Raw genomic sequence first — 12,486 nt, 5'->3', positions numbered from 1 at the left:
AGTACCAGCGTACGGCCCACAGAATGATGTCACGCTGAAAATGCCGGCCTTTGAATGGGTTCATGTGCAGCTCCATCAGCAAAAGGGGATGATAAGTTTATCACCACCGACTATTTGCAACAGTGCCGAAAATAGCATTGATTTAGAGCTTTATGATCCAAAGCATACTGCAACCAACCAAACACAGGGTTTGAAATTACTGAGCAGTGAAAAACCTAGAACATTAACCAATGTCCCACTTAAAGTAACGACCACTAATATTCCATTAAGACATAGTGCCGCAGTAAGGGCAGCAGAAACCATGCTGATGGCGGATAGTACAACTTCAACCACTTTTTATAATTGTACAACAGGTTTTAATGTGAAAAACGCTGCGGGTACAAAATTTGCGACCACAGCGGCTCACTGTAAGAATTACAAAATTACTGTAGATGACCGCAAGACAACTGGCAATGATAATATTGCACTAACCTTTGTGGGAGACTTCTGGAATGGTAGTCAGGATTTCCAAACCATGAGTTTAGTATCATCTACACATACCTTGAACCCAGAATTTTTCGCCAGTGACAATGTGGTCAAAACTCTAACTGGTCGACGTACACAAGGTAACACACCTGTTGGTACGTATGTCTGTCATTATGGAATGAAAACTGGTTATAGTTGTGGTACGGTTCAGTCGACCGCATTTAAAGCATTTGGTACTGACAATAAATGTGGACCATCAGGGGCAGGTGTGTGTAATGCAACATGGGTAAAAGTTTCAGGTCCAACGTTGGATTGTTGGGGTGGCGATAGTGGTGGTCCAATCTTTATTGGAAGTGTGGCGGCAGGGTTATTATCTACTGCAACTTATCAAGGCACATGGAGTTCTTCCATGAAAGGTCAGGGGTATTGCGGAGGTGCCGCCAAACCTAATGGATATATGACCTATATGTCTACTGATGAACTCTATAAAGAGGGTTACTCATTATTATACGGACAATAACGATGACTAGAATATTTATACTGATGTTCGTCGTTGGACTTTTGAGCGCTTGTCATAAGCCTTCATCAGCCGATCAGTCCAAGATACAAGAATTACAAGTGATGTCCTTTAGTGAGCAGACCTTGGCGCAATTTTCTTGGGAATTAATCGAGGCAACAAATGCTAATAGTGAACGTATAGATTCATTATTTCTGGCTTCAAAACCTGACCAACCTATCACGCTAAAATTTGCAGAAAAGATGCTGTATATTGGGAATTTGTTTTGTAATATAAATTCGATTGGTATTCATTTTAAGGGCAATCATTTATATGCTGAACAACCAATTGTTGCCACAATGATGGGCTGTCCTGATGATATCAACTTACGTGAAAGTACGATGATAGATATTCTGGTGAATGCTCCCACATTATATCTTCAATCTCGTAAGGGGCAGGCACAACTGCTTATAGAAACACAAAAAAAAGAGAAATTGATTTTTAAAGGTGTTCAAGTCAACAAGTAGTCTAAATTCTTGCAGTACACTGATGAAAATCATAAGGTAAAGTTAGATATGAGGAAGCCCAATCATTTAGTTGGGCTTCTTTGTTTAAATATAATTTTAAGAGCCGGTAACTTATTTTCTGTAAGTTCCCTTTTACTATTTTTCTTTTGAGTATTTTATTAATCTAATTCTTTTACGCACTCAATAAGTATTACCACTATACCAACTCTTAGAAAGAGCTTTGAATTCCCTATTTAACATAATGGCGGTTATACGAAGTCGACTTGTTAGAACCCATTTAAAGTGTCTATATTCTCACCAATAAAAATGTCTAGTTTATGATGGTTTTTATCACCATGGACTGGATATAAATATAGATGCTTATCACTATGTCTGACAAAGAAATTCAACGGCTTGCAGTTCTGCAAGACGTTCGAGATCATCGTATTACCCAGGTCCGTGCTGCTGAAATCCTAAATCTTTCCACCCGTCAAATTACCCGGTTATTGCAGAAGCTCAATCAAGATGGTGTCTCAGGTATGGCACATGCCAGTCGTGGTCAACCTGGCCATCGTCGCCATGATGACTTGTTAAAATCAAAGTGCCTTTCCATTATTGCTGAACATTTGCTGGGCTTTGGACCCACCTTGGCGCATGAGAAGCTCAGCAGCATGTTTGACCTGAATATACCGGTAGAAACGCTTCGGCGCTGGATGACGGCCAATGACCTGTGGATTCCGCGATCCAAGCGCCGAAGCGTCCATATCAGCCACGTTATAACCGGGATTGCTTCGGTGAACTGATCCAAATTGATGGCTCATATCATGACTGGTTTGAAGGTCGAGCTGCAAAATGCTGCTTGTTGGTTTATATCGATGATGCCACTGGAAAGCTGTTGCATCTGCGCTTTTGTGAGGCTGAAACGACCTTTGACTACATGCTTTCAACCCGAGCCTACATTGAACAATACGGCAAACCTCTAGCCTTTTATAGTGACAAGCATTCGGTATTCAGAGTTAATCAGAAATCCAGGCAAGACAGCCAAATTACGCAATTTGGGCGGATTCTGAATAATTTGAACATCGATATTATCTTTGCCAACTCACCCCAAGCCAAAGGTCGTGTGGAACGTGCCAACAGAACCCTTCAGGACCGTCTGATCAAAGAGATGCGCCTGGAAGGCATCGGTTCGATTGCAGAGGCCAATATATGGTTACCCTGCTTTATTGAGCAGTTCAATCAGAAGTTCGCCAAATGTGCGCGAAACTCAAAGAACCTGCATCGGCCATTAACCGAATCTGATCTTGAACTGGATGATATTTTTACCTGGCAGGAACCGCGTAAGGTCACCAAGAATCTGACCCTGACCTATGACAAGTGTATTTATATGCTTGAACCGACAGAGCTGAATCATAAGCTTGTTGGGCAATACATTTCATTTCTGGAGTACCCGGATGGTACTGTGGCAATTATGCATGAAGGACGGAAGATCAACTATAGCGTCTTCAATAAACTGGCTGGACTACAGCAGAATGAAGTGGTTGAGAATAAAAGATTAGGTTCGGTCCTGGCCCATATCCAGCAGCAACATGAGGAATTGGAGAAACAGAATAAACGTTCCCGTCTCAAGAAAAGTATGCCGAGTCGTAAAGCTCAGAAAGTTGTTATTGAACAAAGAAATTTAAATCCTGTGCTTGACTCTTGTAGTTAAAAACAGGACATTTTAAATGGTTTATCGCATAGACATTTTAATTGGTGAATAACACGACTTGTAATGCAATTTGCATTACAGTACTCCTAGTACATTAAATAACTGGGAGATATGATGGCTACTGTTAACTTCAGGGTCGATGAAGCCCTTAAAGAAAAATCCTATTCCATCCTTAAAGAACAAGGTATTGCACCAACTGAATTCTTCACCAACATACTTGAGTATATTGCAACTACAGGAAAACTACCTGTTCAAAAAGCATTGCTCTCAGAAGAAGATGCTGAATTATTAGCGACTGTACGTAAGCGAATTAATGACCCTAAAGAAATGTTCGAGGAAATTACTTTAGATGACTTATAAGCTTTTACGTCATAAGGACTTCACAGCTGAATGGGAAAAACTTCCCAGTACTATCAGAGATCAATTTAAGAAGAAACTCGCTAAGGTCATAGAGCAGCCACATATTCCCAAGAATATCCTCAGAGGTGATCTTGCAGGCTGCTATAAAATTAAATTATTAAAGGCTGGAGTCAGATTAGTTTATCAAGTCAAAGATGATCAAGTAGTCATCTTGCTCATCACCGTTGGGAAACGAGCTGACAGCATAGTTTATGACGAAGCGAAGAAACGCATTAAAGATTAAAAATGGGAGCTATAAGCTCCCATTTTTGACTTCGTATAAGAGATTTTATGTTAAATAAAAAAGCTACCTCAATGGGTACTTAAGTTTTATACAATTGGACTAGTCCATTGCTTTAGCTCTATTTTCAATGAAGTCAATCTCATCCTGTGTCAAATTATATTTTTGATAAAGTTGTTGGTCAATCTCAGCAATAGATTTACTCCAATCAATATCAGAATTTATTGTGAAATCCTGCAGTGGTATATATGCCCATTTTAAGGGAGGATTATCTTGGGTAATTTTTAAAATTCCAGTCGGTACGACTGGTGATTCATACGATAATGCTTTGGCTGAAACAGTGAATGGCTTATACAAAACAGAGGTGATTGAATATCTAAAAGCAGATTGGCAAGGTTTAGCAGATGTACAACTTGCGACACTAAATTGGGTAGATTGGTTCAATAAAGAGCGTGTACATAGTGCACTAGGTTATGTTGTCAACGGCATTCTAAAATTGACCCCTTTTACCTTACAAATGGCGAAGTAAAATTGACCCCTTTGGTCTCGTATTAAGTTTCAACCTGGGGTTGAATCCCAATTCTTTTTTTATCCTTCAAACGATAACTCTCACCCGATATTTGTACCACATGACAGTGATGTAATAGCCGATCTAACATCGCAGCGGTCAACGTGACATCATCCGCAAATGACTTAGACCATTGGCTAAAGGGTAAGTTACTCGTCAATATCGTACTGCCTTTTTCATAACGCTTGGCAATCACGTTAAAGAACAGATTCGCTTCTTCACGTCCAAATGGTAAATAACCAATTTCATCGATAATCAGTAACTTGGGTCCCAGTACCGCACGTTGCATATAGGTTTTCAGTTTACCTTGCTGATAGGCTGTACTCAGTTGCAGCATGAGATCGGCGGCGGTAATGAACTTGATCTTAATGTTGTTCATGATGGCCTTATAGCCTAATGCCATAGATAAGTGCGTTTTTCCTACTCCGCTAGCCCCGAGAAACACCACATTTTCTGCTCTAGCAATAAAGCTCAGATTGAACAGTTCAATCACCTGTGATTTAGGGGCCCCTAGGGCATAATTAAAATCATAGTCTTCCAGGGTTTTGACTTGAGGCAGGCCTGAGAGTTTCATCAGTACCTGCTGGCTGCGCTGTTGCCTGGCAGCATATTCATGCGTCAAGATCGCTTCAACAAAGTCGGCATAACTTCCATCCTGACCTAATGTTTGTTGTGCATGATGTGACCATTGTGATGCGATGGCAGGCAGATTGAGCTTTTGGCAAAGCTGCTCTATACGGTCGTATTGCAGATTCATCAGGAAACTCCCAGCAACTGGTCATATACCGATAAGGGATGCTGCAAACTCTCGTAGGGCATGACATGCTCTGCTGCTGCAACAGGTACAGTGCTGGAACCTGTATCTGATTGCGGTAATGGCGTAAATTTTTGCTGCTCCTGTTGCAGTCGAACAGCCGGTTTTTCCTGCGTGGTGGCATGAATCCGCTGATTGGCGGTTTCATGCAGCCACCGGCCAATGTGGGCATTGGCGACATCAACATCTAACAGTAAACCCGAAGTCTTCAGGCTTGCTTTCAATGGCACAATAAAGCTTGATTTGAGGTATCCATTAAAGCGTTCAACTTTGCCTTTGGTCTGTGCACGGTAGGGCTTACATACGCGAGGACGAAAGCTGTATTTCTTGGCGCAATCGAGCAGTTTGGGGTTCCATTTATGCTGCCCCTCCTGATAGGCATCCCGTTCAATCATGATCGTTTTAGCGTTATCAAACAGGATTTCTTGAGGTACTCCTGCAAAGAACTGAAATGCATTTTCCAGACCATCGATCCATGCATCGGTACGTTCATGATCATAAAATTTCACGAAAGTCGCTCTGGAATACCCTAATGTTGCGACAAAGGCTTTTAAAGTCGTGTTGTTGCGTCGAATTGTGGTGAAATCCACCTGCATTTGTTGGCCAGGTTGGGTTTCAAAACGAATGATCGGTTCCGGTTTGGCAACTGGTTTTAATGTTGCAAGATATTCCCTCAAGATCCTGATCTTTCCTGGATATCCCAACCCTAAAATTTCCTGGTAGAGTACAACAGCAGGAATCCATTCAGGATGAGCTGCGTTTACACGTTGGAGTAAATAGGGTTTATGCGACCTTGGGCCTTAGGGCGCAAGAACTGGCTGTTTGCAGGTTCGCTGCGCAGTGGTCAGCGAGCGGCAAACATCATGACTTTAATCCAGTCAGCAAAGCTGAATGGCTTGGATCCGTATGCCTATTTAAGTGATGTGCTGAAAAGGCTGCCGACGCATAAAGCGACCCAAATAGAAGAATTACTGCCACATCGCTGGAAATCCAACTCAAATTAAAAAATAGGCATGGGGTTCAGCGGACGCTTACGCTTTACAAGCCTGAACGATCTGCTGTTTAAATTCAGCACTGTATGTTCTTCGTTTTTTCGCAAGAGATGCGATGGATGTCTGATTATTTGTAGTCATAAATTTAAGTCCCCACTTGTTTCTAAGTGGGGACTAAATTAAGGCTTATAGGATGAATTCAGAAGGTGTGTTCAGCGGACGCTTACCGTTTTTTAGCAACAGGAGGTGTTGCTGAATATATATCCATGTTCATGGATTAAGTCCCCACTTGTTTTTAGGTGGGAACTAAATTAAGGCTTATAGGATCGCTTGGTAAGGCTGTGTTAGCCGGATGCTTACCTTTGAATTAATAACTTTTAACTCAATATCTAATAACAATCTTTAAACCAAAGGTGCTTAGGAGTTTCATCATAGATTCCAAAGTCGGATTACTATTGGGCTGTTCCATTTTTTGCAAAGTTTGGGGTGCTATTTTTGTGATTTTAGCCATTTCATTTAAAGTCAAATGAAGCTCAGTTCGGATATAACGAGCAACCTTGTAAAATGGCCAGTCAGGATTTTGATTAATCGTCTCCAATATTTCTTGGCGCTTTCTTAACTGCTCAATTGCCGTCATAGGTTTATAGCGCTTATCCACGTGCTAACTCCTGAATCTGCTGGCATATATTTTCAATCCGGTACTGACTATTTTGCAAAATCTCCTGAGAGATCTGCAATTTGTTCATTTCGGCCATCAATCCTCGATAGAGGGGTAATTGCTTGACTAACTCTGCCTGAATTTCATGATGTTCAATACCAGTTTTCGCTGTGACTTGTTCAATCACTGAACGCCAAATTGGCATACCACCATGATCATCTTTTTCCCAACGAGTCGTTCGTGCGATACCATCAGGATGTAACCACATCGGTGCAAAATCGTAGAGTGGAGTCAGTTGTATAATGCCATTATTCAAGCGTTGTATCGCTGTATTGCGGCTATGATTATCTTTATTGCCTAAGGCAACATTGGCCAAATCACGTTTAAGATATTCGAAGATCTCCTCTTTCGGATGACTACAACACTGTGTGAGTAATTCACAGATTTGATTATGAGTCATCCTAATACCAAAACCAGCTTTTCCACTTAGAGATGCAAGACTTTCCTGTGCAATACGCTGGACTTTTCCATCCTGTACGTAGCGATCAAATCTTGGAATAAACAGGGTTTTACCATGTAATTGTAATTCCTCATGTACGCGTAAACCCAAATAATGAGCAATTTTCATATAGTGTGCTTCATTAGTTAAAATTTTATTCAGGCTTTCGTCACTACCACGACTGAACTTCACTAACCAATGTTTTTTTACCTGATGATCTGCAAGTGTGTGATCTAAATAAAATAGGTCATCATGTCCTTGGGAGAGGAGTAGCTTTGGCCATTCACCTTGAACACCTGAAGAGCCGGCAATGAATAAGCCATAAGAGGCGAGCGATTCAATGAAGTGCTCTTTTCGTTCTATAATCTCACTTAGGCTAAAGCCTATATTTTGATCAGTCGGAAAGCTCCTTTGCAGCCACTCATGAGCTTCTTTAATACGTAAATGTCCAATCGGGTTGCCAGCTCCAGCTTTTAAAAGTGCCCAATCTGCTTGTTCTTGTGCATTTTCACTGTAATTTAGTTGTCTTAATAATTCTTTACGACCATAGCCCTGTGGAAGTAAATCCATTAAGAAAGCAGGCCAAGTTTCATTAATTTTATTTTGTACATTCACAGGAAAATGATAGGCGAGTGCATGGCCATCATGTAAGTCCATATAAGAAATTGCATATTCAAATAAATATGAAGTACGAGTTGGTGTTTGCCAACCATGCTCATTTTCACCCATCAACTCAACAATTGCACAGTCAAGCCACTGGTCATCCTGATAAATTTGAATGGTACAATATTTACTCATAACTTTATTAAAATAGTAAAATATATTAAATATTCTTATTATATACCTATTTTAATAAAATAATATTAATTATCTTTCTATTTGCTTGTTAGCCAGTATATTTCTACATGGGAATAACAAGTCATGTGAGTTGATCTCACCGGCTGCTATAGTTTGAGGCAACATCGTCAATAAACATTAGCAGACTACATTTATCAGCATGTCCTTCAAATTAATCATGATATGAGCCGTTAATAAGTCAGCTGCAATCATCCAAGAATGCGGTGTTTTCGTTAAAATATTGAATCCATGAATGCTGGTCAGCTTTTCATGCACTAGATTCAGCCACTTGAGTCTAAAAGGAGCTTGGAATTACAGGTTTGACCATGTGCAGTAGGAGCTGATGCAGATGGACCTTGAGCTTTATATTTTTTCAGTAAGCGTCTGATCTGGCGTTCTGAAATGTGAAGTAGCTGAGCAGCCTGAGATTGGGTGATGCGTTGATCACAGATTTCTTGCAAGACCGACAATCGTTTAAGTTCTTTATCCGACATAAACACCAACATATCAAACCGTACGCTTCGATAATCGCAAAAGCGAGTATTCTTTACTTTGGAGAAACCGGACATTTCTATTTTGGAGTTACAAATGTTGTTGTTGTACTTCGTATAATAGTGATTATGTTAAATTGATATCAAGTGGCAAAATTTTCATTAATTTTGATATATGGTAATGATTTACTCACTTTAATTGTCAATATTTCTTATGCTGAAAGTATTCATAGGTTTCAATCGCAAATAGAATAACCGCATTTAATAATGCGGTTATAATTTTAACCTTTGATTGGTAAAATTTTTAAATATTTTCCTGTTCATATTCTAAAATTGCTTCTTTTGCAATACGGAAACTATCTACAGCAGCTGGCACGCCACAGTAAATTGCTACTTGCAAGAGTACTTCTCGAATTTTGTCTTTAGGCACGCCATTACGTAAAGCTCCTTTAACATGTAGCTTCAATTCATGCGGACGGTTTAAGGCTGATATCATAGCCAGATTAATTAGACTACGTTCAGGTTTGCTCAGTTCTTCACGTCCCCAGACCGCCCCCCAACAATACTCCGTGACCAGTTCCTGTAAAGGTAAGTTAAAATCATCAGCATTGTTGATCGAATTATTGACATAAGCTTCGCCAAGCACCTGTTTACGAATCGCTAAACCTTTTTCAAATTTTTCATTACTCATTAGCCTAATCCTCCAAATAAGGTGTATTTGATTTCGAGATAATCTTCAATGCCATATTTTGAGCCTTCGCGCCCTAAACCTGACTGTTTAATTCCACCAAACGGTGCAACCTCATTTGAAATCAAGCCTTTATTAATTCCAACCATACCGTACTCGAGTTGTTCACTCATGCGCCACGCACGACCTAAATCTTGTGTGTAGCAGTAAGCAGCTAAACCAAATTCTGTGGCATTGGCCATCTCAATTGCTTGTTGCTCAGTTTCGAACTTAAAAATTGCAGCTAATGGTCCAAAAGTTTCTTGAGTTGCAACATCCATCTCTGCAGTTACATCGGCAATAATGGTCGGTTCGTAAAATAACTCACCAGCGCTGTGTTGTTTTCCACCTGCAACGGCTTTGTTGCACAAAGATTTCATAACTATATGATTTTAAAAGTTTTGATTATTTTTCGATCTAAAATTAAATCTATTTAAATCAGATGCTTACATATTTATGCAACAAAGCCTTATATCTTTACTAGGCTCTATGATCAAAATCATACTGGCACTCAACACTGTAAATTTGAGAATGAATCTGTACGTACAGACTCATTCTCTATCGATAAAGATATTAGAAATAGCTACATAGAGTTTATTTCTAGCTTATTCAAATTAGGCTTTACTATGGATGAACAATAATTTTTACAGCAGACTCATTATTATGAATCAGCGTTTCAAAGCCTTTAGAAACAAGATCATCTAATGCAATACGTTGGGTAATAAAAGGTTCTAGATTAATCTTACCTTGCTCGACTAAACGGATGGTTTCCTGATGGTCATTGACATAAGCAATCGTTCCACGAATATCGAGCTCTTTCATGACCACACTATGCACATTAATTGTGGCAGGATGGCTCCAAATAGAAACGATAACGACTACACCAGTTGGTTTCATTGCTGCAACGAGTGTATCCATGACTTTATTGACACTACTACATTCAAAAGCGACATCTACACCGCGGTCTTCTGTAATTTTCATTACCTCAGCAACTACATCAACCTTAGATGGGTCTAGTACATAATCGGCAACACCCGCTTCTATCGCTTTTTCTTTACGTTTTGCACTCAGTTCAGTAATGATAACCGTGAGACCTTTAGCCTTTAAAATAGCAGATAAAAGTAAGCCTATTGGGCCTGCTCCACCAACCAGTGCGATATCGCCAGCTTTTGCGCCACTTCTGACATAGGCATGATGACCGACAGATAAAGGTTCTATCAATGCTGCTTGGTCTAAAGGAATATCATTTGAAATAGGATGTACCCAACGCCGCTGAACTGCAATTTTTTCAGAAAGACCACCACCGCGTCCGCCTAAACCAATAAAGTTCATATTTTTTGATAAATGATACTTATCATTGGGGCCAGTCGGCACATCGTCAGCAATAATGTAGGGTTCAACTACGACATGTTGCCCAATTTGGATATCATCTACACCCTCTCCAACTGCATAAACCACGCCTGAAAATTCATGTCCCATTGTTACAGGTGCAGATTCTCCCGAAATTGGGTGTGGGTGACCACAAGGTGGAATAAAAATAGGACCTTCCATGAATTCATGTAAATCCGTACCGCAAATACCACACCACGCAACTTGAATTCCAACTGTGCCTGGAAGTACTTTCGGTTCAGGGATATCTTCAATTCGAATATCCCCTCGGTCATAAAAACGAGCTGCTTTCATTTTGTATTCCTTATATTGATGTTAACGGTAAACCATTCCACCATCTGTCAAAATAGACTGACCTGTAATGTAGTTTGTGAACTGAACCGTACCGGGTTTGTCGGAGACTTTTTTATTTAAGTTAGGCCACCTGACCTAACGGGTTAATCTTATCATAGTACATTGCTTCAAACTCAAAAGGTGATACATAACCCAGTGCACTGTGTACACGCTCTTTATTGAACCAATCTACCCAGTTTAGTGTCGCAAGTTGTACATCTGCTAAACCTTGCCAATCCGCTTTTAAATATTCAATCACCTCTGTTTTGTATAAGCCATTCACCGTTTCAGCCAAAGCATTATCGTATGAATCACCGGTCGTACCGACTGATGCTCGTAAATTTGCTGCTTCTAAACGATTGGTATAACGAATGGAAAGATATTGCACGCCTCTGTCACTATGATGAATCACGTTCTTTGGCATGCCTCGATCATGCAATGCTTGCTCCAGTGCATCGAGCACCATATCTGTATTCATACGTGTTGATACTTTCCATCCAACAATTGCTCGCGAGAACACATCAATAATAAAGGCGGTATAGACCCAGCCTGAATGAGTTTGAATATACGTGAAGTCAGCGACCTGAGAAGCACTGCTTCGCAAGAGATAAAGTTGATCTAGAAAGTTCGATTCCCGCCCGCTGATAGATCAGACGTTGACGGTACAGCGGCAAATGATCGGCATATTTCGATACCAGCACATGGCTGAGCAGTTCAGGTGAAGCAATGCCTTTATCAATCACATAGGCGGGCATCGCTTGCTAAGTCAGGGTGTCACACTGATCACAGACCCATTTACCACGCACATGCTGTTCCTTATAGAACTGTGCCGGTCTGAAATGCAGTTTTTCACTGACATCTTCGCCGATACGACGGAGTTGGCAGCCACAAGCACATTGGGTTGATGCAGGTTCATGCTCAATACGGATGGTGTGTAGATGATCTGGCAGTGGTCGACGTTTAGGTTTATTGGTTTTGGCTTTCTGTGTCGCTGCATTAGTTTTATCTGCATTTAGCCGTTCCAGTTCTAGATCAACCGCGGCAATATCTTCTTCAACCGCTTCATCCCACAGATGGATTTGTTTTGCCGTTAAGTGTTCATTCTTTTGGGCGAATTTGTGCTTTTTAAACAGCGCCAGTTCATGCTCGTATTTTTGATTGAGAATAGAAAGATGTTGAACTTTAGAATCTAATTGCTGGTTTGATTGTGCTAGAGACTGATGCTGCATCGCCAACTGCCGGGTAAATTCCAGCAGTTGTTCATGGGTCAGTTGGCTTAAGTCAGGCAGCGTATTCATGACCGCAGTATGCCTGAGGTCATGAAGAGAATGAAATAGAACGTTTGGAGAATAGCAGAATA

At 40.5% G+C, this 12,486-nt stretch carries 9 protein-coding genes and 8 pseudogenes; 7 read left to right on the top strand and 10 right to left on the bottom strand.

Annotated features, from left to right (window positions below; translation table 11 throughout):
- From FTU55_RS15320 to FTU55_RS10820, 6 genes and pseudogenes are all read left to right on the top strand, one after another.
- Positions 1-985 (top strand): S1 family peptidase (locus FTU55_RS15320; RefSeq protein ID WP_349665759.1); only part of this gene is annotated, 985 nt, incomplete at its 5' end.
- Positions 986-987: 2 nt separating this feature from the next.
- Positions 988-1,488, top strand: coding sequence for an META domain-containing protein (locus FTU55_RS10840; RefSeq protein ID WP_074163995.1), 501 nt, complete (start codon positions 988-990; stop codon positions 1,486-1,488).
- Between the two features lie 356 nt (positions 1,489-1,844).
- A pseudogene (locus FTU55_RS10835) lies at positions 1,845-3,178 on the top strand (ISNCY family transposase).
- Between the two features lie 114 nt (positions 3,179-3,292).
- Positions 3,293-3,538, top strand: coding sequence for a type II toxin-antitoxin system RelB/DinJ family antitoxin (locus FTU55_RS10830; RefSeq protein WP_179991036.1), 246 nt, complete (start codon positions 3,293-3,295; stop codon positions 3,536-3,538).
- Positions 3,528-3,821, top strand: a complete 294-nt coding sequence (locus FTU55_RS10825) for a type II toxin-antitoxin system RelE/ParE family toxin (protein ID WP_086266486.1) — start codon at positions 3,528-3,530, stop codon at positions 3,819-3,821. Before FTU55_RS10830 ends, FTU55_RS10825 begins: the two co-directional genes overlap by 11 nt.
- Before the next feature lie 292 nt (positions 3,822-4,113).
- A pseudogene (locus tag FTU55_RS10820) lies at positions 4,114-4,347 on the top strand (integrase core domain-containing protein); the annotation flags it as partial.
- Between the two features lie 22 nt (positions 4,348-4,369).
- Here FTU55_RS10820 and istB read toward each other — a convergent pair.
- Entirely contained in the window at positions 4,370-5,143 is a 774-nt protein-coding gene (gene istB / locus FTU55_RS10815) for an IS21-like element ISAba8 family helper ATPase IstB (protein WP_001053379.1), read from the bottom strand.
- Positions 5,143-5,988, bottom strand: a pseudogene (istA, locus tag FTU55_RS10810) (IS21-like element ISAba8 family transposase); the annotation flags it as partial. The pseudogene istA and the gene istB, both read right to left, overlap by 1 nt.
- On the opposite strand from istA, the pseudogene FTU55_RS10805 reads away from it, so the two are divergent.
- Positions 5,986-6,204, top strand: a pseudogene (locus tag FTU55_RS10805) (IS66 family transposase); the annotation flags it as partial. The pseudogenes istA and FTU55_RS10805 overlap by 3 nt on opposite strands.
- Before the next feature lie 370 nt (positions 6,205-6,574).
- Here the strand turns inward: FTU55_RS10805 and FTU55_RS10800 are convergent.
- The 8 genes and pseudogenes from FTU55_RS10800 to FTU55_RS10765 all read right to left on the bottom strand — a co-directional run.
- Complete coding sequence (locus FTU55_RS10800) at positions 6,575-6,850, bottom strand: helix-turn-helix domain-containing protein (protein WP_016658816.1); 276 nt, start codon at positions 6,848-6,850, stop codon at positions 6,575-6,577.
- The gene (locus FTU55_RS10795) at positions 6,843-8,147 is read right to left on the bottom strand and encodes a type II toxin-antitoxin system HipA family toxin (protein WP_180004308.1); all 1,305 of its coding nucleotides are present in this window, start codon (positions 8,145-8,147) and stop codon (positions 6,843-6,845) included. The genes FTU55_RS10800 and FTU55_RS10795 overlap by 8 nt, the downstream gene beginning before the upstream one ends.
- A 214-nt stretch (positions 8,148-8,361) precedes the next feature.
- Positions 8,362-8,680 (bottom strand): annotated as a pseudogene (locus FTU55_RS10790) (helix-turn-helix domain-containing protein); the annotation flags it as partial.
- Between the two features lie 301 nt (positions 8,681-8,981).
- Positions 8,982-9,368, bottom strand: coding sequence for a carboxymuconolactone decarboxylase family protein (locus FTU55_RS10785; protein WP_177155611.1), 387 nt, complete (start codon positions 9,366-9,368; stop codon positions 8,982-8,984).
- A pseudogene (locus FTU55_RS10780) lies at positions 9,368-9,766 on the bottom strand (aldehyde dehydrogenase family protein); the annotation flags it as partial. The pseudogene FTU55_RS10780 and the gene FTU55_RS10785, both read right to left, overlap by 1 nt.
- A 262-nt stretch (positions 9,767-10,028) precedes the next feature.
- Positions 10,029-11,087, bottom strand: coding sequence for a 2,3-butanediol dehydrogenase (locus tag FTU55_RS10775; RefSeq protein ID WP_004281883.1), 1,059 nt, complete (start codon positions 11,085-11,087; stop codon positions 10,029-10,031).
- 121 nt (positions 11,088-11,208) lie between these two features.
- Positions 11,209-11,709 (bottom strand): annotated as a pseudogene (locus FTU55_RS10770) (IS3-like element ISAba29 family transposase); the annotation flags it as partial.
- A 22-nt stretch (positions 11,710-11,731) separates the two neighbouring features.
- Positions 11,732-12,424, bottom strand: a pseudogene (locus tag FTU55_RS10765) (IS66-like element ISAba25 family transposase); the annotation flags it as partial.
- Positions 12,425-12,486 lie beyond the last annotated feature (62 nt).

Origin of the sequence: Acinetobacter sp. YH12117 (genome assembly GCF_013418865.1) — a bacterium.
GTDB lineage: Bacteria > Pseudomonadota > Gammaproteobacteria > Pseudomonadales > Moraxellaceae > Acinetobacter > Acinetobacter indicus.
This window is presented reverse-complemented; position numbering and strand designations above follow the sequence as displayed.